23 protein-coding genes, 1 other RNA gene and 1 pseudogene are annotated in these 21,543 nt (G+C 63.4%); 22 read left to right on the top strand and 3 right to left on the bottom strand.

From position 1 onward, the window contains the following. The 8 genes from A5646_RS02750 to A5646_RS28695 all read left to right on the top strand — a co-directional run. A partial coding sequence (locus A5646_RS02750; RefSeq protein WP_231998220.1) for an FtsX-like permease family protein occupies positions 1-424 on the top strand: 424 nt, incomplete at its 5' end. A gap of 2 nt (positions 425-426) precedes the next feature. Next, positions 427-936, top strand: a complete 510-nt coding sequence (gene smpB, locus A5646_RS02745) for an SsrA-binding protein SmpB (RefSeq protein ID WP_065052255.1) — start codon at positions 427-429, stop codon at positions 934-936. After that, a complete protein-coding gene (locus tag A5646_RS02740; RefSeq protein WP_156748842.1) occupies positions 933-1,775 on the top strand; it encodes a DMT family transporter in 843 nt (280 codons plus the stop codon). The genes smpB and A5646_RS02740 overlap by 4 nt, the downstream gene beginning before the upstream one ends. 58 nt (positions 1,776-1,833) lie before the next feature. After that, complete coding sequence (locus tag A5646_RS02735; RefSeq protein ID WP_369806902.1) at positions 1,834-3,081, top strand: AAA family ATPase; 1,248 nt, start codon at positions 1,834-1,836, stop codon at positions 3,079-3,081. 6 nt (positions 3,082-3,087) lie between these two features. After that, entirely contained in the window at positions 3,088-4,125 is a 1,038-nt protein-coding gene (locus A5646_RS02730; RefSeq protein ID WP_066879249.1) for a tetratricopeptide repeat protein, read from the top strand. A gap of 18 nt (positions 4,126-4,143) precedes the next feature. Continuing rightward, positions 4,144-4,989, top strand: coding sequence for a maleylpyruvate isomerase family mycothiol-dependent enzyme (locus A5646_RS02725; protein WP_066879246.1), 846 nt, complete (start codon positions 4,144-4,146; stop codon positions 4,987-4,989). Between the two features lie 88 nt (positions 4,990-5,077). Continuing rightward, positions 5,078-5,445, top strand: a transfer-messenger RNA (tmRNA) gene (gene ssrA, locus A5646_RS02720). Between the two features lie 376 nt (positions 5,446-5,821). Beyond that, a complete protein-coding gene (locus tag A5646_RS28695) occupies positions 5,822-6,127 on the top strand; it encodes a hypothetical protein (protein WP_067019696.1) in 306 nt (101 codons plus the stop codon). Between the two features lie 277 nt (positions 6,128-6,404). On the opposite strand, the gene A5646_RS30320 is transcribed toward A5646_RS28695, so the two are convergent. Continuing rightward, positions 6,405-6,716 carry an antibiotic biosynthesis monooxygenase gene (locus tag A5646_RS30320; protein WP_082984604.1) on the bottom strand — a complete coding sequence of 104 codons (312 nt, stop codon included), beginning with the start codon at positions 6,714-6,716 and terminating at the stop codon, positions 6,405-6,407. 582 nt (positions 6,717-7,298) lie between these two features. Here A5646_RS30320 and A5646_RS02710 point away from each other — a divergent pair. The 5 genes from A5646_RS02710 to ctaD all read left to right on the top strand — a co-directional run bounded on the left by A5646_RS02710 (position 7,299) and on the right by ctaD (position 12,167). Beyond that, a complete protein-coding gene (locus A5646_RS02710; protein WP_066865148.1) occupies positions 7,299-8,069 on the top strand; it encodes an SDR family NAD(P)-dependent oxidoreductase in 771 nt (256 codons plus the stop codon). A 68-nt stretch (positions 8,070-8,137) separates the two neighbouring features. Further along, positions 8,138-8,626, top strand: coding sequence for a peptide-methionine (R)-S-oxide reductase MsrB (gene msrB / locus A5646_RS02705; protein WP_067019693.1), 489 nt, complete (start codon positions 8,138-8,140; stop codon positions 8,624-8,626). Beyond that, a complete protein-coding gene (msrA, locus tag A5646_RS02700; protein WP_066865143.1) occupies positions 8,623-9,171 on the top strand; it encodes a peptide-methionine (S)-S-oxide reductase MsrA in 549 nt (182 codons plus the stop codon). The genes msrB and msrA overlap by 4 nt, the downstream gene beginning before the upstream one ends. A gap of 155 nt (positions 9,172-9,326) precedes the next feature. Continuing rightward, complete coding sequence (tal, locus tag A5646_RS02695; protein ID WP_067019690.1) at positions 9,327-10,415, top strand: transaldolase; 1,089 nt, start codon at positions 9,327-9,329, stop codon at positions 10,413-10,415. A 45-nt stretch (positions 10,416-10,460) separates the two neighbouring features. Then, entirely contained in the window at positions 10,461-12,167 is a 1,707-nt protein-coding gene (gene ctaD, locus A5646_RS02690; RefSeq protein WP_066865134.1) for a cytochrome c oxidase subunit I, read from the top strand. A gap of 281 nt (positions 12,168-12,448) precedes the next feature. On the opposite strand, the gene A5646_RS02680 is transcribed toward ctaD, so the two are convergent. Then, on the bottom strand, positions 12,449-13,144 hold the full coding sequence (locus tag A5646_RS02680; RefSeq protein ID WP_082984603.1) for a sigma-70 family RNA polymerase sigma factor: 696 nt from the start codon (positions 13,142-13,144) through the stop codon (positions 12,449-12,451). A 490-nt stretch (positions 13,145-13,634) separates the two neighbouring features. Here A5646_RS02680 and A5646_RS02675 point away from each other — a divergent pair, with 490 nt between their 5' ends. The 8 genes and pseudogenes from A5646_RS02675 to A5646_RS02640 all read left to right on the top strand — a co-directional run bounded on the left by A5646_RS02675 (position 13,635) and on the right by A5646_RS02640 (position 20,196). Next, positions 13,635-15,050: an NAD(P)H-quinone dehydrogenase gene (locus A5646_RS02675; protein WP_067019687.1), complete on the top strand. Its 1,416-nt coding sequence runs from the start codon at positions 13,635-13,637 to the stop codon at positions 15,048-15,050. Positions 15,051-15,297: 247 nt separating this feature from the next. Next, positions 15,298-16,713: an NAD(P)/FAD-dependent oxidoreductase gene (locus A5646_RS02670; RefSeq protein ID WP_067019684.1), complete on the top strand. Its 1,416-nt coding sequence runs from the start codon at positions 15,298-15,300 to the stop codon at positions 16,711-16,713. Positions 16,714-16,737: 24 nt separating this feature from the next. Next, positions 16,738-17,336, top strand: a pseudogene (locus A5646_RS02665) (sulfite oxidase-like oxidoreductase). A gap of 13 nt (positions 17,337-17,349) precedes the next feature. Then, positions 17,350-18,078 carry a ferredoxin reductase gene (locus A5646_RS02660; protein WP_067019680.1) on the top strand — a complete coding sequence of 243 codons (729 nt, stop codon included), beginning with the start codon at positions 17,350-17,352 and terminating at the stop codon, positions 18,076-18,078. A 14-nt stretch (positions 18,079-18,092) separates the two neighbouring features. Next, on the top strand, positions 18,093-18,368 hold the full coding sequence (locus tag A5646_RS02655) for a DUF6510 family protein (protein ID WP_066865118.1): 276 nt from the start codon (positions 18,093-18,095) through the stop codon (positions 18,366-18,368). Continuing rightward, a complete protein-coding gene (locus tag A5646_RS02650) occupies positions 18,368-19,018 on the top strand; it encodes an RraA family protein (RefSeq protein WP_066865115.1) in 651 nt (216 codons plus the stop codon). The genes A5646_RS02655 and A5646_RS02650 overlap by 1 nt, the downstream gene beginning before the upstream one ends. A gap of 78 nt (positions 19,019-19,096) precedes the next feature. Next, positions 19,097-19,525, top strand: a complete 429-nt coding sequence (locus A5646_RS02645; protein ID WP_067019676.1) for a Rid family hydrolase — start codon at positions 19,097-19,099, stop codon at positions 19,523-19,525. 179 nt (positions 19,526-19,704) lie between these two features. Further along, a complete protein-coding gene (locus A5646_RS02640; RefSeq protein ID WP_066865109.1) occupies positions 19,705-20,196 on the top strand; it encodes a DUF421 domain-containing protein in 492 nt (163 codons plus the stop codon). On the opposite strand, the gene A5646_RS02635 is transcribed toward A5646_RS02640, so the two are convergent. Continuing rightward, positions 20,133-21,131, bottom strand: a complete 999-nt coding sequence (locus A5646_RS02635; RefSeq protein ID WP_067019673.1) for an NAD(P)/FAD-dependent oxidoreductase — start codon at positions 21,129-21,131, stop codon at positions 20,133-20,135. The two genes, A5646_RS02640 and A5646_RS02635, sit on opposite strands and share 64 nt — an antisense overlap. Here A5646_RS02635 and A5646_RS02630 point away from each other — a divergent pair. After that, positions 21,100-21,462, top strand: a complete 363-nt coding sequence (locus A5646_RS02630; RefSeq protein WP_255362070.1) for a hypothetical protein — start codon at positions 21,100-21,102, stop codon at positions 21,460-21,462. The genes A5646_RS02635 and A5646_RS02630 overlap by 32 nt on opposite strands. Positions 21,463-21,543: the final 81 nt, after the last annotated feature.

The following is a 21,543-nucleotide window of genomic DNA, read 5'->3' as shown; positions in this document are numbered from 1 at the left end:
TCGCTCCGACCGCCTGCACCAGCGCGACGGCGAACGCGGCATCGCGCAGGCCGTCCAACACGGCGAACAGGCGGTCGGAGCGATCCTGTTGATCGCCAACATGGTGCAGGTCGCCGCGTACACCCGGCGCACCGAGATCGGAATCATGCGGCTGGTCGGTGCCAGCCGCTGGTACACCCAGCTGCCTTTTCTGGTGGAAGCGATGCTGGCCGCGTCCATCGGTGTCGCCATCGCCGTGCTCGGTCTCATGTTGGTCCGTGCATTGTTCCTGGACAACGCGCTGAGCCAGTTCTACCAAGCTCATCTGATCGCCAAGGTCGACTACGCCGACATCCTCTATATCTCGCCGTGGTTGTTCCTGCTCGGCGTGTCGATGGCGGCGGTGACGGCGTACGCGACCTTGCGCCTCTATATACGGCGGTAGCTGTGGCCAAGGGTTCCGGCCGAGCCAAGGCGGCGGGCGGCAAAGGTGGCAGCAAACAGGTTATCGCCACCAATCGCAAAGCGCGACATAACTATTCGATCATCGAGTTGTTCGAGGCCGGGGTGTCTTTGCAAGGCACTGAGGTGAAAAGCCTTCGGCTGGGCCAAGCATCGTTAGCTGACGCGTTCGCAACGATCGACGACGGCGAAGTTTGGTTGCGTAACTTGTACATTCCCGAGTATCAGCACGGTAGCTGGACCAATCATGAACCGCGTCGCAACCGAAAGTTGTTGTTACATAGGCAACAAATCGACAGACTGGTGGGCAAGATACGAGATGGTAACCTCGCCTTGATGCCGCTGTCGCTGTATTTCTCTGAGGGCAAGGTCAAAGTCGAGCTGGCCCTCGCGCGCGGTAAAAGGGCTTATGACAAGCGCCAGGACATGGCGCAACGTGATGCACAGCGTGAGGTGGTCCGTGAAATGGGACGTCGAGCAAAGGGCATGACCTGATCGGGGCGGCTTACGCCCAGCTGTCGGCCGTCACCTACGGCGTCAGCGATTTCGTGGGCGGCGTGGCAGCGCGGCGAGTGGCCGCGCTGCGCGTCATGCTGGTCGCCTACCCGATCGAGACGCTGTTGCTGGGCGTGATGGCCGTGTTCGTCGGCGGGCCTGTTCACCTCGGTGCCGTCGTGTGGGGATGCCTCTACGGCATCGGCATGGCGTTCGGCATGTGGGCGTTCTTCGCGGCGCTGGGCTCCGGCCCGATTTCGGTGGTCTCGCCGTTGGCGGCGGTGCTCAATGCCGCGGTGCCGGTAGCGGTGGGCATGGCGTTGGGGGAGCGGCCGGGGCAGGCGGCCCTGGTGGGCGTCGTCCTGGCGCTGGCCGCGGTGATGCTCGTCAGCCGCGAGGCTCCCGTGGAGGGAACGCCATACCGGTTCACTCCAAAAGTGGCCTGGCTCACAGTGGTTGCGGGTTCGGCGATGGGGCTGAACCTGGTGTTCCTGCACCAGGCGCCGCACGTGTGCAAGCTGTGGCCGCTGGTGTTCGCCCGCGTGGCGGCCAGCCTGGTCGTGTTCGCCATGGCCAAAACCAGCCAGAACCTGGCGATGCCGCGCGGCCGCCCGCTCAAGCTGGCCGTGGCCGTCGCCGTGCTGGACATCTTCGCCAACATCACCATGCTGGCCGCGCTGCACACCTGGCTGCTGTCGCTGGCCAGCATCCTGATTTCGCTGTATCCGGCCGCGACGGTCGTGCTGGCGATGGTGGTACTGCGCGAGCGGGTGACCCGCTTGCAGGGGATCGGCATGGTGCTCGCCATGGGATCGGTGGCGATGATCGCCTCGGCCTGACGGTTGTGCCGCCGCCTAATATTGGGCAGTTGGCACGTATCACGACCGGGAGATGGCGTTGGGTGCGTTTGAGACCGAAGATCCCGTCATTCGCTCGCTGTCGGACGCGGTGGACAAAAGCCCCGACGTGATCGAGCTGCGGTTGCATCTGGCCGGCCTGCTGGCGGACAAAGGCCGCTACGCCGAGGCGCTGGGCCATTGCAGCACGGTGTTGACGCAGGACGCCGGCAATGTCAACGCGCTGAGCCTGTTGCAACGGTGCAGCGCCGCGCTGGCGGCGCCGCCGGCCGAAGCGTCCGCACCGGTTGCAAATCAGCCTGCTGGAAACGAAAGCTTCGACTGGTCGAGCGCCGAACAGGAAGTGGCCGACATCATCGAGCCCGCCTTCGTCGAGCAACCCCCTGACGCGGTCAACGAAGACGACTTCGACGTAGTGCAGCGCGTTCGTGTCCGGTTGGATGATGTCGCGGGCATGGATGAAGTCAAACGACAGCTGGACCTGTCGTTGCTCGGCCCGATCCGCAATCCCGAACTAATGAAGGCGTTCAAGGTGTCCGCGCGCGGCGGGTTGTTGCTGTACGGACCACCGGGTTGCGGCAAGACATTCATCGCCAAAGCCGTCTCGGGTGAGTTGGGGGCGAACTTCTACCAGGTGGGCATCGCCGACGTCCTGCACCAGTGGTTCGGCAACAGCGAACGCAGCATCCGCGCCGTCTTCGACACGGCCCGGCGCAACGCGCCCTGCGTGTTGTTCTTCGACGAAGTTGATGCATTGGGACACCGGCGCTCCGCGCTGAGCGGCAGCTCGGGTTTGCGGCCGGTGGTCAACACCTTGCTCGAGGAGATGGACTCAGCCAGCTCCGTCAACGACGGTGTCTATGTGCTGGGCGCCACCAACGCACCATGGGACGTCGATCCCGCGCTACGCCGCCCCGGCCGATTCGACCGGATGATCTTTGTCGGCTTGCCCGACACCGGGGCCAGGGCCGGGATCGTGCGGTCGCATCTGCAAGACCGGCCCGTCGCGGGCATAGACCTCAAGTCGATCGCCAACCGCACCGATGGCTTTTCTGGCGCCGACCTGGCCTACGTGTGCGAGACCGCAACCCAGTTGGCCATGGCGGATTCGATGCGCAGCGGTCAGGTCCGTCCGGTCACCATGGCCGACATCGACACCGCCATCGCGCAGATCCGGCCCAGCACCGGACCCTGGTTTGAGACCGCCCGCAACGTCGTCGAGTTCGCCAACGGCGACGGAACCTACGACGAACTGGCGAAGTACATGCGCCGCAAAAAGATTCGGTAATCTTCGGTGACTTCGGAGCCTGGATTAGGGCGATACGACGAGGTCATCCGAGTCGCAGACGCCTATATCGACGCCAGAAAATACGAAAGCGCACGCGAGATCCTGAGCCGGTCGCTCTCGCAAAGCCCCAACGATCCCGCCCTCCTTGCGTCCTACGCCCGCGCCGAACTCGCGCTCGGCAATTATTCGGGCGCGGCGCGCAGCGCATACGCCGCCTTGGCCGGCGCACCCGACTCCGAGTTCGCGATGCGACTGTATGCGTTGGCGCTATTCAACCTTGGTCGCCAGTATGACGGCCTGTGGATGGCTTGGCGAGCGGTCACATCACACCCGAATGAGCCTGCGCCACTGCGCCTTTACGCATTGCTATTGCAGAAAGCGTGGCAGTTGCGCTCGGCGCTGGATGTCATCGAGCGCGCGCTACGGCTGGATCCGCAAAGCGTCGACGCGCACATCCGGCGCGGTTCGATTCTGCATGCCATGGGCCGACGGGATGAGTCCGAGGTTTCGTATCGAGCGGCGCTGCAGCTGGATCCCGCGAACGCCGAGGCCCTCAACGATTTGGCGGTTCACCGACTGGGGCGCTTCAAGTTTGGACGCGCCCTTCAGGGGTTTCTCGGTGCCGCCGGAAGCGATCCTGGCTATGGGGCGTTGAGTCGGCGCAATATCGGGGTCGTTCTCCGAAAGGTGCTCACCCTCGTGACCGTTGGCGCGGGGCTGTTGAGCGTGTGCCTCGCTATCACCGCCGGGGCCTACGACGAGGGCCATCCGACCGCGTTGGCGCGCGTCGGTGTCGGCCTGCTCAGCGGGGTTTTGATCGCCGTGTTGTGGTGGCTGCTTCGCACGATCCCGCGCCGGGTGTTCGTTGCCGTCCTGCGCGAGCAGCACTTCTTCGCACTTCGTCTCGCCCATGCGGGAATGGCCGTCATCGCCGGGGCATGGGTCACGTTTTGTCCGTGGCCCGCCGGGTGGATCGCAGTCGGCGGGCTGCTGGCAGTCAGTGCCCTTGTCATTATCCGAATCGGTCTCTTCATCGGAAAGTAAGCGGCCTACGATCCGACCATGGCCGATCGCCCCGTCACCAAACTCGACAAGTCCACCGTGCTCACCGGTCTCTTCGCGGTGTGGGACGACATCGATGCGCTGTTGGGCGGGCTCTCCGAAGCGCAATGGCGGGCGGCCAGCCCGCTGCCCGGCTGGGACGTCAAGGCCCTGGTGTCGCACATGATCGGGACCGAGTCGTTCCTTGCCGGCATCGCAGCGCCCCAGCCCGATGTCGACGTCTCCGCGTTGGAGCACGTGCGCAACGACGTCGGCGTGATGAACGAGTGCTGGGTCCGCCATCTGAGCGCGCACGCCGACGCCGATGTACTGGAAAGCTTCCGGGCGATCACCACCGACCGGCGCGAAGCGCTGACGACCATGTCCGACGACGAGTGGGACGCGGTGACGATGACTCCCACCGGCCCGGATTCCTACGGCCGGTTCATGCGAATCCGGGTGTTCGACTGCTGGATGCACGAAGAAGACATTCGCGTGGCGTTGGGGCGCCCGCCGTCCGATGACGAGCTGGCCGGCCCGGCGGCCTCGCTGGCCGTCGACGAGATCGCCGCGACGATGGGTTACGTGGTGGGAAAGCTGGCCAAGGCGCCCGAGGGCTCACGCGTCCAGTTCGACCTCACCGGCCCGCTGGCCCGCACCATCCGGGTCAGCGTGGACGGCCGGGCCGCGGTGGTCGACGACTTCGGCGGCCAACCACCGACGGCGACGATCCGCCTGGACGGGCTGCAGTTCACCAGGCTCGCCGGCGGCCGCCCGATGTGTCCCGCCCGTCCCCACGACGTCGACCTCGACGGCGACAGAGCCGTGGCCGCCCAGGTCGTCGAGCACCTCAACTTCGTGATCTGATCGCAGCGCAGCGGGGAAGATAATCCCGTTGCCGCTGGTTGATAGGCAGGTACCATGGATGTTCCTGCCGAAAGTCGGTGGGGTGCGAGGGGCTGAAAGGTTTCGACTTCGCGCATCGAATCAAGGGAAGCGTGCCGGTGCAGGCAACTGACCACCGTAAGCGTCGTTGCAAACAGATAAGCGCCGATTCACATCAGCGCGACTACGCTCTCGCTGCCTAAGCGACAGCTAGTCCGTCAGACCGGGAAAGCCCTCGACCCGGACCCTGGCGTCAGCTAGAGGGATCCACCGATGAGTCCGGTCGCGGGACTTATCGGGACACCAACAGCGACTGGGATCGTCATCCTGGCTTGTTCGCGTGACCAGGAGATCCGAGTAGAGACATAGCGAACTGCGCACGGAGAAGTCTTGAGGGAATGCCGTAGGACCCGGGTTCGATTCCCGGCAGCTCCACTACAGAATGTGCTGTTCAACGCGGGGATTCGCTACGCGCCGCAGCTAGGTCATGCGACCTCGGGTTGGATCATGGGCCGGGTGAGCGGCTTTAATCGTCATACGCCGGCGACGCGGAGTTGTGCACGCCGGAGGCCGCATCAAGATGAGGAGCTCCCATGACCTATCGCCGCCTTGCTTTGGCGCTCGGCGCGGTGTTGGCGGCGGCCGTCATTCCGGTCCAGGCCCATGGCGAGCCGCCGACGAAGTGTCTGACCAACACTCCCAAGGGCAAGCAGGTCTACGTGCCCTGCGATCTGCTCAACGCCGGTGCCAATTTCCCGCCGGGGCAGCGTTGCCCTCCACCGATCGAGCAGTACCCGAAAGATGTGGCGGACTGGTGTGGCGAGGGTCCGGGTCTTGCGAGCACGACTCCTACGACTCCTACGACTCCGGCGACGCCTACGAGCCCGACGAGTCCCACGACTCCTACCAGTTCCACGACTCCTACGAGCCCGACGACTCCTACCAGCTCTGTGCGGCCTACGAGCTCGACGACCCCGACGAGCTCTACGACCACAACGAGTCCCACCAGCCCGGCGGCCCCGGGCAATGCACAGTAACGGCGTCCTGCATGAGGTGGTTCACCTGGGCTATACACCTCGCGCTCGGCTTCGTGAACGTCTGGTCGCGTGGCGGGTCCTGACGCCGTCAAGACCCGAAAGCGAAACCGCAGGTAATGAGCGGGGACGGGACGTAATGAATCAGAGCTTCGAAAACCAAACCCTTGGTAGAGGAATCCGCCAAACTTGCGCGATCACGCGGGCTTGACGGCGAACATGCGGAGATAACTTGGTGGGAACTCCAGTGCCTCGGATCGCGCCGGGATCTACGATGCGTCACCTGGCTCAGGTGCAGGTGTGGGACGACGCCGACGTCGCTTTCGGGTAGCAGCCCGAAATCTTCCCCCGAGTTTGGAGGGCCTAGCGACTCAGTACTCGGTAGAAGGTGGTTTGGGCCTTACCGCCCTCAGCGAATTGTGCAATTGCTTCCACGCTGACCGCGAAGTGATCGGTTTGGACGTGACGGTCGACACCGTGTTGGTTGCGGAACCGCTGGTAAAGCGTGAAATGTCCAGGCCGATCGCGATCTTCGTGCAGCCGAAATGTGTTAACGGCTCCTTCGGCCTGTGACTGAGGGATTAACCTAACAAACGCACGTCGCAGGTCGTCTCCTCTGCCAGGCAAAGCCGTGGCCTCGGTGATCAGCACTACTTCTTCGTCTGGGCCGTACATGGTTGACGCTCCTTCACCATCTTCTCAAGGGGCTTTGCGCCATAACGGGGATCGAGTGACTACCTCGCCGGCGCCGTCATTTGTGTAACGCACCGGCACCTCTGATGTGCTTCATCGCTGTGGAATTGACTGCCGGGCTGAGATATGGCCGCCGGCTTGGTGAACGACATTCGCCACCGTTTTGCTCGCCTCTTGTTCGGGGTATAGCCTACACACTCGACGATTGCGACTGCACCGAATTACCCACTGCGCGTTCATAACTCAGTGAGGAGCAGGAGGCTCCAATCGAGTGAGTGCCAGCGTGGAATTGATGTCGCAGATCCGCACCGCTCATGGCGTAATCGACACGCACACTGATAAGCCACTTTGTTTCAGCAGTTGGCCTCGGGATCCAAAACTCACCCGGGTGAAACGACGATGGGGTGATGACGGCTCATCCCGCGGTGCACCAAGCTAAAGCCAGTTCAAACGTCGACATACCGTGCGCCGGGTGTCGACGCTAACGCTACAAATCTTCTTGCCGGGCAAAGGCGGTAATGGCCCGCGGAAGCACTCGAGAATGATTAGCAGGAGGGTCTCACCATGCACTTCGATTCCAGGAAGGTCGTCGTCGTCGGAGGCAGCGCCGGTATGGGCCGGCAGGTCGCCGTTGATGTCGTGCGCCACGGCGGCAGCGCAGTGATCGTCGGCCGGTCGAAGGACCGTGTTGATGACACCGTGACCGAATTGAGCGGCGGGGGCGGCGAGGCCTGGGGTATCACTGCCGAGCTGACGGATCGCGCTGCGGTCGCCGATGTTCAGCGCGCGCTTGCTGAGCAGCACAGCGATGCGACACTGTTGGTGAACGCGGCCGGATTCTTTGTGCCCAAGGCGTTCCTGGAGTACGACGCGCTGACCTACGACTCGTACATGGAGTTGAACTATGCATTGTTCTTCCTGACGCAGTCCGTCGTTGCGGGCATGATCGCCCGCGGTGAGGGCGGCTCGATCGTCAACATCGGCAGCATGTGGGCACATCAGGCGATCGGTCTGACTCCATCGTCGGCATACTCGATGCAAAAGGCCGGGCTGCATGCGCTGACCCATAACCTGGCCATCGAGCTCGCCGAGCATAAGATTCGCGTCAACGCGGTGGCACCGGCCGTCGTCAAGACCCCGCTCTACGAGAAGTTCATCCCCAAGGACGAGATCGACGCCACGCTTGCCACATTCGCGCCGCTTCATCCGCTGGGACGAGTCGGCACTCCTGCCGACGTCGCCAACGCCGTCACGTATCTGCTGTCGGATGAGGCCAGTTGGGTAACCGGGGCGATTCTCAATGTCGACGGCGGCATCATGGCCGGACGCAATTAACGCGACAACACTACCTACCGAAATGCTAAGCGCATCCTCGTAAAGGCTGCGCGAATGAAGGAGACCAGGTGTCACATCAATACAGCAAGAACCCTGCCGCGGTCGACGCGCTCAGCCCTCAGCAATACCACGTCACCCAGGACAGCGGCACGGAGCCTCCGTTCACCGGCGAGTACTGCGACAACCATGAGCCCGGCATCTACGTCGACATTGTCTCTGGCGAACCGCTTTTCGCCTCGGTGGACAAATTCGACAGCGGTAGTGGCTGGCCCAGCTTCACCCGGCCCATCGGCGCGGACAACCTCGTTGAGAGGCGCGACCGCAGCCACTTCATGGAACGGATCGAGGTACGGTCGGCCCACGCCGATAGCCATCTGGGGCACGTATTCCCGGACGGCCCCACCGAAGCCGGGGGGTTGCGCTACTGCATCAACTCGGCATCGCTGCGATTCATCCACCGCGATGAACTCGAAGCCCAGGGTTATGGGCAATATCTGCGTTTGTTCACGAATGATGGATCGGAGCAACACCAAAGTGTCGCCGAGCAGCAATCATGAGCAGCCACAACAAGATCGCCGTTCTCGCCGGCGGGTGCTTTTGGGGGATGGAGGATCTCTTCCGCGCGCAGCCCGGTGTGGTGTCCACCCGTGTCGGCTACACCGGCGGCAGCAACGCGCATCCCACCTACCGCAATCACCCCGGCCACGCCGAGGCGCTCGAAATCACCTACGACCCAGACGAAACCGATTACCGCGCACTGCTGGAATTCTTCTTTCAGGTTCACGACCCGACCACCAAGTACCGTCAGGGCAACGACGTCGGAAGCAGTTACCGGTCGGCAATTTTCTATCTGGACGACGAGCAAAAGCAAATCGCGGTGCAGACTATCGCCGACATCGAGAATTCGGGCCGGTGGCCCGGCGCGGTCGTCACCGAGATCAACCCGGCCGGCGAGTTTTGGGAAGCGGAACCCGAGCACCAGAACTATCTGCAACGCTACCCATCGGGCTACACCTGCCACTACATCCGTCCCGAGTGGACGTTGCCCCGCCACGGTGGCGCGAGGGCAGCGACCGCAGAACATGCCAAGCCCATTCAATAGCGACATGGGCTCGGTAATGCAGGACAAGGACCCGACAATTTCGCCTGACTGGCAGGTGCTGTTGAGCATTTACGCGCCGTTGGTGTTCTATGGCGCCGCATGTATCGCAGGACGGGTGTCACCGCGACCGGAGATCGGCGAGCGACGGTGACACGATGACTCAGAACCCGAACCTTGCGGCGCTGTCGGCAGCCGGTGTGTCGGTCTGGCTGGATGACTTGTCGCGCGACTGGCTGCAATCGGGCAAGCTGCAGCGCCTCGTTGATACCAGAAGTGTCGTCGGAGTCACGACAAACCCGTCGACCTTTGAGCGAGCACTTACCCACAGCAACCTCTACGGCGAGCAGCTCGCCGAGTTGACCGCGCGTGGCCTCGCGATGCATGCCGCGGTCCGCACGGTGATCACTGATGACGTCCGGGCGGCCTGCGATGTGCTGCGCCCGCAGTGGGAGGCTTCCGACGGTATCGATGGCAGAGTGTCCGTCGAAGTCAATCCGCTGGATGCGCACAACTCCGATCGGACACTCATGCAGGCCATCGAGTTGGCCGAAATCGTCAACCGGCCCAACGTATTTATCAAGATACCGGCTACGGCAGCGGGGCTGCCTGCAATCACGGCAGCATTGGCTAAAGGTATCTCGGTCAATGTCACGTTGATTTTTTCCGCGCAACGGCACCGTGAGGTGATGGACGCGTACCTGACCGGCATGGAGGCGGCACAGTGCGCCGGGGCTGATTTGTCCCTGATCCATTCGGTGGCTTCGCTTTTCGTGTCCCGGGTGGATACCGAGGTCGATACGCGTCTCGAGAAAATCGGCACTGCGGATGCGCTCGCGCTGCGGGGGCAAGCCGGCATCGCCAACGCGAGGGTGGCCTATGCGGCCTACCAGCAGGTCTTCGAAGCCGAGCCGCGCTACACCGCGTTGCGCGCCGCGGGTGCTCGCGTGCAGCGCCCGCTGTGGGCCTCTACCGGGGTGAAGAACGCCGCGTATCCCGACACGATGTACGTCACCGAACTCGTGGCGCCGAACACGGTAAGCACCATTCCTGCCGCGACATTGGAGGCGGTGGCCGACCACGGCGTCATCAACAGTGACACCATCACTGGCAAGGCGGCACAGGCGCAGGAAGTGTTGGACCGGCTGAGCGCGATCGGTATTGATCTACCGAACGTGTTCGCGGTGCTCGAACACGACGGGGTGGGCAAGTTCGCAGCGTCCTGGCTACGGTCGGTTCAACGCTAAACATACTGTGGTCCAGCAGCATTCACCCTTTGGGAGAGCGATCTAATGTCCGCCTCGGCGCCTGAGCTGGAAGAGCTGCTGGCCAGCCGGCCCTTCCCGGAGCGTACCGGCCCCACGGGTAGCCTGATCTACCGGCTGATCACCACGACCGATCACAAAGTGATCGGGATCATGTATGTCGTCGCATGCTTTACGTTCTTTTTCGTCGGCGGGCTCATGGCGCTGCTGATGCGCGCCGAGCTGGCCGCACCCGGTCTACAGTTTCTATCCAACGAGCAATACAACCAACTGTTCACCATGCACGGCACGGTGATGTTGCTGTTCTATGCGACCCCGATCGTCTTCGGGTTCGCTAACCTGGTGTTGCCCCTGCAGATCGGCGCCCCCGATGTCGCCTTTCCGCGGCTCAACGCATTGTCATTCTGGCTCTTTGTGTTCGGGGCACTGATCGCCCTAGCGGGCTTCATCGCCCCCGGTGGACCAGCGGCCTTTGGGTGGACCGCCTACACCCCGCTGTCAGACGCCGTCCATTCCCCGGGCCCTGGTGGTGACTTATGGATCCTCGGGCTCATTGTCGGTGGGTTGGGCACCATCCTCGGGGGAGTCAACATGATCACGACCGTGGTGTGCCTGCGCGCGCCGGGCATGACAATGTTTCGGATGCCGGTTTTCACCTGGAACATCCTGGTCACCAGCATCATGGTGCTGGTCGCCTTCCCGCTGTTGACGGCGGCGTTGTTCGGGTTGGCCGCCGACCGCCATCTTGGCGCGCACGTGTTTGACCCAGCAAACGGTGGAGTCCTGTTGTGGCAGCACATGTTCTGGTTCTTCGGCCATCCTGAGGTCTACATCATTGCGCTGCCCTTCTTCGGCATCATCACCGAAGTCATCCCTGTGTTTTCTCGTAAACCGCTGTTTGGCTACACCACCATGGTCTATGCGACCATCGCCATCGGGGCGCTGTCGATCGCGGTGTGGGCCCATCATCTCTATGCCACCGGTGCGGTGCTGCTGCCGTTCTTTTCGTTCGCGACCTACCTGATTGCGGTGCCGACCGGAATCAAATTCGTCAATTGGATCGGCACAATGTGGAAGGGTCAGTTGACCTTTGAGACCCCGATGCTTTTCGCGGTGGGCTTTCTGGTGACTTTTCTCCTCGGCGGCCTGTCGGGTGTGCTGCTGGCCAGCCCGCCAATCGACTTCCACGTCACCGACACCTACTTTGTGGTCGCCCACTTCCACTACGTGCTGTTCGGCACCATCGTGTTCGCCACATATGCCGGGGCGTATTTCTGGTTTCCCAAGATGACCGGGCGGCTACTCGATGAACGGCTGGGCAAGTTGCACTTCTGGATGACACTGATCGGGTTTCACACCACATTTCTGGTACAACACTGGCTTGGCAACAAAGGGATGCCACGCCGCTACGCCGACTATCTACCCAGCGACGGCTTCACCACGCTCAACGTTGTCTCGACGATCGGGGCACTCATCCTGGGAGCTTCTGTATTGCCGTTCGTGTGGAACGTGTTCCGCAGCTGGCGGTACGGTGAACCGGTCACCGTCGACGACCCCTGGGGCTATGGCAACTCCCTGGAGTGGGCCACCAGCAGCCCACCCCCGCGGCATAACTTCACCGAGCTGCCGCGCATCCGCTCGGAGAGGCCCGCCTTCGAACTGCACTATCCGCACATGATTGAGCGGATGCGCGGTGAGGCCCACGTGCTGCGCGCACGCGCGCACCCGAGATAACTAAGTGGGAACTGTGAGCTGCTACGGCCCTGCGACTCGTAATGTATTGCTGCTAGGCTTCTTCCAACGCCTCATCAAGTGATTGAAGGACCTTGTTGTGCTGCGCGTTGACAAGCGTGTGCCCCACCACCAACGTAGCGACGACTGGCCATTCCATCATCCCAAATGCGGCCACTGCACCGATGCCGGCATAGAAGGCCAGATGTTCCAGTCCAGGTCGAGTCAGGCTGACAGTCCAGGGTGACGGCGGGGAAACCTTGCACGTGAGTTGGAGACTTGCTTTATTCATCGCCATTGACACTTGCACGCTTCTGGGTGGCTCCGCTCGGCGCCTCGTCGATGGGCCTGGCCGCATGGTCGACTGGCGAGTCAACTAATAAATCGCGCAATTGTTTTCGTCCGCGGTTGATCCTCGAACTTACGGTCCCTTGCCGCGTGTCCGTCATGGCGGCGATCTCCTTGTAGGAGTATCCCGCGATGTCAGCAAAATACACGGCCATGCGAAACTGCTCAGGCAAGACCATCATTGCCGCCTTGAGGTAGGGGTCTGGCAGCATTTCGAGCGCCTGGTCTTCGGCCGACCGTAGCGCCCCCGAGGTACGGGGGGCGCTGGCCGCCAGCTGCCGATCGGTGATCTCATCGGTCGGATATTGTGCGGGGCGGCGCTTTTGCCTCCGATAGCTGTCAATGTAGGTGTTGATCATGATCCGCCGTAGCCACGCCTTTAGATTCGTTCCTGGCTCGAATGCCGACAGGCCGACGTACGCGTTGAGCATTGTTTCTTGCACCAGATCCTCCGCGTCCGCCTGATTGGAGGTCATCCGGAGAGCTTGCCGATAGAGGGGCCCGAGAAGCGGGATAATCGCGCTTTCGAATTGAGTGCTCCGCGGCCCATGAGTCCTGCCCTGGACGACGGTCCCGCATTTCGAGGGACGCGAGGACCAGATGCGCGTGCGTGGGGATGCAACGGCTGTCATCGCATCGTCTTCTTTCTGTGTGCATGCGCGTGCAATTGCACGCCGACGAATCCTGATCTGAGCTCGCGGGCCCGATCGAGGACGACCTCCGCTTGCCATTCCGGTGTCAGCATCCACCGCCGCGGGGTGAGTGGTCATCACCCGCCGAAGCAATTCATCCGGATGAGCGCCCGGGCCGATCCGATCCACGGATCTCGGAACCTGCTGACGTGAGGCGTTGATCACCCCGGGTGAAAAGCGACCGCGGGCGACGACAGCTCATCCCATTTGAGGCAATGCTCGAGGACGCCTACATCAGTTCAGCTGTGGTGCACAAACCTCCGATTGGGAATGGAGGCCTACCCGATGCGAACGTTCGAACGCGACGACGCCCCGACTGGTCTCGTCGGATTCGAGGAAAGCGGAGACTGCAAACGGGCGGTATCAATCGGTGTGCCGTGTCGCACGAGGAAGTCACCACCCAAATGCCATTGGGGCAGCTAGTGATGCCGTGCCGATCCGAATCGTAATCCTCGGCGGCGGTCCGGCCGGTTATGAGGCAGCATTGGTCGCCGCAGGACGGGATCCCGCCGTGGCCCAGGTGACAGTGGTCGACTCCGGCGGGGTCGGCGGTGCTGCTGTCCTCTGCGATTGCGTGCCGTCGAAAACCTTTATCGCCTCCACGGGACTGCGCGCCGAACTGCGACGGGCAACCCGCCTGGGTTTCGACATCGACATCGACGACGCCAAGATCTCTCTTCCGGAAATCCATCAGCGAGTCAAGATGCTGGCTAGCGAGCAGTCGGCCGATATCATCGAGCAGCTGCTCGACGCAGGTATAGAGCTCGTGGCGGGCAGGGGCGAACTGGTTGATCCGACTCCCGGCCTGGCACGTCACTGTGTCAAGGTGAGCGCACGCGACGGCGGCATCACGATGCACGAGGCCGATGTGGTGTTGATCGCCACTGGCGCCAGCCCCCGGATCCTGCCGTCGGCGCGCCCCGACGGCGAGCGCATCCTGACCTGGCGCCAGCTTTATCAACTGCACTCGCTGCCCGAGCACCTCGTCGTGGTGGGAAGCGGTGTGACTGGTGCCGAATTCGCTAACGCTTACACCGAACTGGGTGTGGCGGTAACGGTGGTGGCTAGCCGCGATCGGGTGTTGCCGTACGAGGACGCTGACGCTGCGTGGGTGCTGGAAGAGTCTTTCGCCGAACGCGGGGTCAAACTGGTCAAAAATGCCCGGGCACAATCGGTCACGCGCACCGACGACGGGGTGCTGGTGACAATGACCGACGGCCGCACCGTCGAGGGCAGCCACGCATTGATGACGGTCGGGTCAGTGCCTAACACCGGCGGGCTGGGCCTACAGCGCGCGGGAATCGACCTCGCGCGCGGCAATTACATTGCTGTCGACCGTGTTTCACCAACATCGGTTCCGGGCATTTACGCTGCGGGGGACTGCACCGGTGTATTGCCGTTAGCCTCGGTTGCTGCGATGCAGGGCCGGATCGCGATGTATCACGCCCTGGGTGAAGCCGTTAATCCACTCCGGCTGCGCACCGTCGCGGCAACGGTGTTCACCCATCCCGAGGTTGCGGCGGTCGGCGTCGGGCAGACCGCGATCGACAACGGCTCGGTCCAGGCTCGTGTCATCATGCTGCCGTTGAAAACCAATGCGCGAGCCAAGATGTCGGAGTTGACTCGGGGTTTCGTCAAACTATTTTGCCGGCAGGACAGCGGCGTGGTGATCGGTGGCGTGGTAGTCGCGCCGATCGCTTCGGAATTGATACTGCCGATCGCGATGGCTGTGCAAAACCGGATCACCGTCGACGATATTGCGCAGACGCTTGCGATCTATCCGTCGCTGTCCGGTTCGGTCACCGAGGCGGCCCGCCGGCTCATAGTCCGCGATGATCTGAACTGATGCACGGGCTGACTGGGCCGGCGGTTCCTTCGCAGCGTGAGCGTTATCACCCGGGTGATTCGTGCTGAGGGGTGATGACAGGCGGACCTGGGTCGGGTGATGCTCACTATCTGATCACGATGTCCGAGGTGGTCACAGCGGTCTACTGCGCCGCAGTCCAGGACGCCGGGGCGACCACGGGCACCACGACCTCGTGCGATCGACCCCCGACTCCATGTGGACCCGAATATCAAACAGGAGAAGAGATATGAACGCGGTTTCACTTCACCGTCAACCGGAGAAGGTGGAACCGGCCACCTCGGTTGTGATCGTCGGCAGCGGGTTCGCCGCTTTCGAGTGCGCGCGCGGCCTGGCAAGACGGTTAGGCAGGGCGCGCGCCTCGGATGTGAAGGTGACCATTGTTTCGCCGGTCGATTACATGCAGTACTCACCATTGCTGGCTGATGTGGCCGGTGGGCTGGTCGACCCGCGGTTTGTCTGTGTTCCGCTGGCCGGAACGCTCAAGGGGGTGCAGGCGGTCCGCGGCCGGGTCGACCACGTTGACTTCGATAGGCAGAGCCTCTCGTTCACCGATCCGGAGGGTCGGGTGGGGACGCTGTCGTGGGATCGGCTGGTCTTGACACCAGGCTCGGTGACCCGCCTGTTCGATACGCCCGGTTTGGCCACCCACGCGCACGGGCTGAAGTCGACCGCCGAGGCGCTGTATCTGCGTGATCATGTGATCGAGCAGTTGGAGCTGGCCTGCGTCGACGAAAACGAGGCGCGCGCGGCCGCGCGGCGCACGATTGTCGTTGTCGGTGCCTCGTATTCCGGTTCCGAATTGACGGCGCAGCTGCGCGCACTCGCCGATGCAGCGGCGAAGCAAATGGGCTTCGATCGGGCCTCGGTGCGGTTTGTGCTGCTGGACCTGGCCGACCACGTCATGCCCGAGGTGGGGCAGAAGCTCGGCGACGCCGCGATGCGTGTCCTGCGCTCTCGCGGAATCGATGTGCGGTTGAGCACGACCCTGAAGGAGGTTCACGCCGACCATGTCGTGCTCACCGATGATTCGCGCATCGACACTTGCACGGTAGCGTGGGTGGCCGGCGTCACCCCGTCACCGCTGATCGCCACGCTGGGCTTGGAAACAGAGCGGGGCCGGCTGAAGGTACAGGCCGACTTGCAGGTACCAGGTCACCCCGATGTGTTCGCCGGGGGAGACGCCGCCGCAGTTCCGGACCTGACCCAGCCGGGCAAGATCGCTCCGCCCACGGCCCAGCACGCGACCCGACAAGGTAAGACGTTGGCCCGTAACGTCGCCGCAAGCCTAGGGTACGGCGAGCGGAAAAACTACCGCCACAGCGACAAAGGTTTGGTCGTCGACTTGGGTCCGCGCTACGCCGTCGCCAACCCGCTAGGCGTGCACCTTTCGGGCTATCCCGCGAAGCTTATCGCCCGCGCCTACCACCTCTACGCCCTTCCCCGGCTCGTCAACCGCTGGGCGGTCGCACTCGCATATCTCACCGACGTCTTCTTCCCCCGCACGGTGTTGTCAATGGGATTCGTTTGCGGTGCCGACGCCCGTTTCACGGCCAGCGAAGTTTTCCAGCTACCAAAGGTGGCAGGGGCGGATGCCGGCACTCCTGTTTCACCCGCACATCCAACGCCGGCTTTGCTGGACTAATCAACACCACGACACGGGGCAGCAATGAGTATCGTCAACAAAGGCTTTCGTGGACGCCGCGTTGAAGCGGCGCTCGAGCTGCCGCCCGGTCAACATCTGACTACGGACTTCCCTGTCCTGCAAGCAGGACCGACTCCGCGGATCGATCTCGATGACTGGCAATTCACTATTCGCGACGAGCTCGGCACCCAACACTCGTGGACCTGGACCCAGTTCAAGCTCCTGCCGAGCGAGCGGCTCGATGTGGACATTCACTGCGTCACCACCTGGTCGAAGCTGAATACCAAGTGGCAAGGCGTTTATCTGGACACACTTTTCGAATCGATCGACACCGCTGCCGGATTCGCACTGGTCGGTTCCTACGGCGGCTACACCACCAACCTTCCGTTGGACGACCTTCTCGGTGGAAGGCTTGGATCGTCTACGCGTATGAGGGCGAACCGCTTACCGCAGTGCACGGCGGCCCGGCGCGGCTGCTGGTGCCGCACCTGTATTTCTGGAAGTCCGCAAAGTGGGTTAGATCCATTCAGCTACGCGACAGCGACGCACCCGGATTCTGGGAACGGTTGGGCTACCACAGCTACGGCGACCCGTGGCGAGAACAACGGTACGCCGGGGATTGACGACGGCTACGAGATGGAACCGAAGTTGCGCTGGCGGGTCGCGCGCGTAGTGGACTCCGTACCCGAGACCCAGTCCGCGCAAACGATCGGGTTGAACGTGCCGGGCTGGGGCGGCCACTTGGCCGGCCAGCACATCGATCTCAAGCTGACCGCTGAGGACGGGTACAGCGCGCAACGCAGCTACTCACTGGGCCGACCGGTCGACGGCGAGCGCATAGAACTCACCGTGCAGCGGACGGACGACGGGGAGGTCTCGCCCTACCTCATCGGGCTTGCCGCCGGCGATGAGATCGAACTTCGCGGACCCATCGGCGGCTGGTTCGTCTGGCGGCCGGACGAGGAGGCTCGGGTTCTGCTCGTCGGCGGCGGATCGGGGATCGTGCCGTTGATGGCCATGCTGCGACAGCGGGTAACGGCGGGCAGCTCCGACTTTCGGCTGGTCTATTCGGTGCGCAGTCCTGCCGATGTGTACTACGCCCAAGAGTTGGGCGAACTCGAACGCGAATGTGGCTGGCTGCAGGTCGCGCTGGTCTACACCCGCGCGGCCGCATTACAAACCGCTCGGCCGCCCGGCCGGGTCGGCCGTGCTGACCTCGCGCCGACCGGGTGGACCCCCGACCGTCGCACACGCGTCTACGTTTGCGGTCCAACGGGATCCGTTGAATCAGTAAGCGCGAAGCTGATCGAGCAGGGCTATCAGCCGTCAGCCATCCGGACCGAGCGCTTCGGACCGAGCAACTAGCCCAGGAACGAGGAATGATGACCGAACCAATGCACGTCGACGGTAACGCCGCCGCCGGCGCCTTCGCGGAAGTGCTGGGATTCGATGTCACCACCGCGATGTTGACCTGCGGGAAATGTTGTCGCACCGGAGCTTTCGCTGAGAGTCACGTCTATCAGCGCGGGCCCGGCATCGTGGTGCGCTGCGCGTGCTGCGGAGACGTGCTGGCCCGGCTGGTGCAAACGCCCACCGATGTGTGGCTCGACTTCCGCGGCGCCCAGTCCTGGCGTGTCCCGATCTCCGCCCGCTGATGGAGTCCCTCCACGCGCTCGCCGGTCGCGTGCGCACCGCCGACATCGTGGACGCCATGGGGCGAGGGCACCAACATCGGTGTCATCTCCTCGACTTGGTGAGCCCGACACCCGGTCGCCGGCTGTTTGGCCCTGCCGTGACCATCTCCTATTTCCCGGCGTGCCGGGCCGCTCTCCCCGCCGAGCGCTACAACTTCAAGAGGTTGTTCTACGACGCCATCGAAGGCGGGGCCGACGGGCACGTGCTGGTCCTGGCCAGCAACGGCTATACCGATGCGTCACTGGGCGGTGGGACAAAGCTGTCGCGTGTCCAAAACCATCGGCTCGCCGGCATTCTCGCGGACGGGCGGCTGCGCGACTTCGCCGAGCTCGAACTCTACGATCTCGCCATCTATTGCCGAGGCGAAACAACGCGGTGGGGCGGCGACGTCGTCACCCCGTACGAGGCGAACCGTCCGGTCGTGGTCGCCGGGGTGGCGGTCCGTCCCGGCGACTACGTCTTCGCCGATGCCTCCGGCGCCGCTGTCATACCCGCCGGCGCCGTGCGCGCCGTACTACGCGCCGCGAACCAAGTCGCGATGGAGGACGCGGAGGCCATCGCCATCATCAGAGGCGAAACCCCAACCACACCGGGAGGCAATGAGAACTGACGGGCCTGCCGCTAGCGCACCCAGCTTTATGTGGTCCACGACCGCGCTTCTAACAATCAACGATGAGAGGAAACCCGCATGGCAAAGATCGAATTCTTCGACACCCCCGGATACGGCGAGATCGCCCGTACCCGCAACCGCTACAGGCAAGCCCTACGCATCGGCGATCGCATCGAGATCTCGGGCCAAGGCGGCTGGGACGCGGACTTCACCTTGACGGCCACATCCCTGGAGGACGAGATCGTCAAGGCATGCGACAACGTGGAAAAGACCCTCGCTGAGGCGGGCGCCGCCTGGCGCGACGTCGTGAACGTCCACTCCTACCACGTTCCGACCGAAGACGATTCCATTGGTAATCAACACATGTCGGTGATGGTGGACCAGTTCCGCAAGAGGTTCGGCGAAACTCTGCCGCTGTGGACCGCGCTCGGCGTCGAGGCGCTCGCCCTGCCCGGCCAGCGCGTCGAGATCGAGGTCGTCGCCATCGTTGAGTCCGGCAGCAAGTAACCGCCGGTACCAGGTCGCGAGGCGTCGCCCCGAGGCGCCGACGCCTCGGCAACCCAAACTAGGTTGAGTGGCAACGGTTATCGGCGCCTACACAGTGATTGCCTGATCCAGCAGCGCCGTACCGGCCGGCAGCAAAAGGCGGCAAAAGTCGATGACTCACCCTTGAAACGGAGGCACCCGTGGACCGAATACTTCATGTCCTGATCGGTGACCCGACCGGTGCCGTCGATGCTGCCATCAAAACCTCGGCGCTGTTCCTCACGGCTGCGATCTTGTTTCGCTTCATGGAGCGCCGCACCCTCGCCGAGTTCGCTCCGTTCGACTGGATCGCGGCGGTCGCCGCCGGAGCCATCGTCGGCCGGGCTGCTACCGCCAGCGATACCACGTGGCTCAACGCAACCGCGGCGCTCATTTGTCTTCTCGCCACCCACGCGGTACTAGCGAGACTGCGGTTCATTCCGGGGATTCGGCGTTTCATCGATCCGCCTCTGAAGGTGCTGATCCGCAACGGACACGTCGACCGACGCAACCTGCGTCGGTGCGGGCTAACCATTGCCGACCTCGAAGCTGTGCTACGACAGCACGGGCACGAAAGCTCCGATGGTATTCACCTCGCGGTCTTCGAAGCCAAAGGCGCGATCTCCGTGCTGTTAACGCATGGGACCGGGTGACAGTGCCGTTGGCTCAGCCAGCGCTGGGCATCGAGCGCGGCCGCGCAGCCGCTGGCTGCGGCGGTGACCGCCTGGCGGTAGCGGCGGTCGATCAGGTCACCGGCGGCGAATACGCCCTCCGCGGAGGTACGGGTCGTATCGCCATTCGTCACGATGTGGCCACCGGCATCGAGGTCGACGAGTCCAATCAAGGGACCCGAGCAGGGTTTCTGGCCGACAGCGACGAAAACGGCCGTGACTGCGATGGTGGAATCGCCGGCGTGTCGCGTGTCGCGTATGCGCAGTCCGGTGACATGTTGGGCGCCGTGTACGGCCAGCACTTCGGTGGAGGTCAGGATCGCGACGTTGGGATGTGCTCGCAGGCGAGCGACCGCGATGGCTGATGCCCGTAGTCGGGTGCGATGGTGGATGAGGGTGACGCGGCGGGCCAGCGGCACAAGGTGAAGCGCCTCTTCAACGGCACCGTCGCCGCCGCCGATGACGGCGACGGTGCGACCGGTGAACTGTGCGCCGTCGAGTTTCGCGCTGGTGCTCACTCCGCGGCCGAGGAGCTCACGTTCGCCCGCCACGTTGAGGGGCCGGCCCGCTGAACCCATGGCGAGAATGATTGCGCGGCCGTGGTATTGGGCATCACGCGCGCCGACCGTCTTGAGCGCGCCGCCAAGATCGAATCTGTCGGCGTAGCCGGGGTAGAGCTCGGCGCCGAACTGCTGAGCTTGTCGCCGCATTGTGGCCGCCAGCACGGGACCCGTGACGAATGGCGCGACACCGGGGTAGTTGTCTACCCGCCCGGCAGCTAAGAGCGCACCGCCGGGCTGGCGGCCTTCGATGACCAGGGTGTCCAGTCCGGCCCGAGCCGAATAGATCGCCGCGGTGTATCCGGCTGGACCTGACCCGACAACGATGACATCACGAATCCGGGTTGTATCGGCCATCAATCGGCGTGGGCCCGATCTGGAGTGTCGTGCGTCAAAGCGTGCCCACCTTCGGCGGTGGAGTGTGCACGAGGCGTTCAGCGCCCAGGCGCTGGGCGTGCTGCGGGAATTGCCAAACCAGCTGGACGGTTTCGTGGTGCCCGATGACAAGCTGACACCCAATGGCGGTGCGGTCGCGATCGGACATCCCTTCGGGGCTACGGGTACTCGCTACTTGTTGACGCTGGCGACCGAATTGCGTGAACGAGCCGCCCATTATGGGGTGATCGGGGTCTGTATCGGTTCTGGTCAGGCAGTAGCAGTGGTTTTGGAAAACGTTGGCGCAGAATAGGAGCCGTGCACACTCCACCGCCGAAGGTGGGCACGCTTTGACGCACGACACTCCAGATCGGGCCCACGCCGATTGATGGCC

Source organism: Mycobacterium sp. 1245499.0 (assembly GCF_001673615.1).
Taxonomy (GTDB): domain Bacteria; phylum Actinomycetota; class Actinomycetes; order Mycobacteriales; family Mycobacteriaceae; genus Mycobacterium; species Mycobacterium europaeum_A.
The sequence above is the reverse complement of the archived record's forward strand: the minus strand, read 5'-3'. Positions and strand labels throughout refer to the sequence as shown.

Excerpts from the sequence above, each read along its gene's own strand:
- msrA (WP_066865143.1), top strand. The coding sequence starts at position 8,623 with ATGAGCAGCCACAACAAGATCGCCGTTCTCGCCGGCGGGTGCTTTTGG.
- A5646_RS30320 (WP_082984604.1), bottom strand. The coding sequence starts at position 6,716 with ATGTACGGCCCAGACGAAGAAGTAGTGCTGATCACCGAGGCCACGGCT.
- tal (WP_067019690.1), top strand. The coding sequence starts at position 9,327 with ATGACTCAGAACCCGAACCTTGCGGCGCTGTCGGCAGCCGGTGTGTCG.
- A5646_RS02710 (WP_066865148.1), top strand. The coding sequence starts at position 7,299 with ATGCACTTCGATTCCAGGAAGGTCGTCGTCGTCGGAGGCAGCGCCGGT.
- A5646_RS02630 (WP_255362070.1), top strand. The coding sequence starts at position 21,100 with ATGACATCACGAATCCGGGTTGTATCGGCCATCAATCGGCGTGGGCCC.
- ctaD (WP_066865134.1), top strand. The coding sequence starts at position 10,461 with ATGTCCGCCTCGGCGCCTGAGCTGGAAGAGCTGCTGGCCAGCCGGCCC.
- A5646_RS02670 (WP_067019684.1), top strand. The coding sequence starts at position 15,298 with ATGAACGCGGTTTCACTTCACCGTCAACCGGAGAAGGTGGAACCGGCC.
- A5646_RS02655 (WP_066865118.1), top strand. The coding sequence starts at position 18,093 with ATGATGACCGAACCAATGCACGTCGACGGTAACGCCGCCGCCGGCGCC.
- A5646_RS02680 (WP_082984603.1), bottom strand. The coding sequence starts at position 13,144 with ATGACAGCCGTTGCATCCCCACGCACGCGCATCTGGTCCTCGCGTCCC.
- A5646_RS02725 (WP_066879246.1), top strand. The coding sequence starts at position 4,144 with ATGGCCGATCGCCCCGTCACCAAACTCGACAAGTCCACCGTGCTCACC.
- A5646_RS02645 (WP_067019676.1), top strand. The coding sequence starts at position 19,097 with ATGGCAAAGATCGAATTCTTCGACACCCCCGGATACGGCGAGATCGCC.
- A5646_RS02635 (WP_067019673.1), bottom strand. The coding sequence starts at position 21,131 with ATGGCCGATACAACCCGGATTCGTGATGTCATCGTTGTCGGGTCAGGT.
- A5646_RS02650 (WP_066865115.1), top strand. The coding sequence starts at position 18,368 with ATGGAGTCCCTCCACGCGCTCGCCGGTCGCGTGCGCACCGCCGACATC.
- A5646_RS02660 (WP_067019680.1), top strand. The coding sequence starts at position 17,350 with ATGGAACCGAAGTTGCGCTGGCGGGTCGCGCGCGTAGTGGACTCCGTA.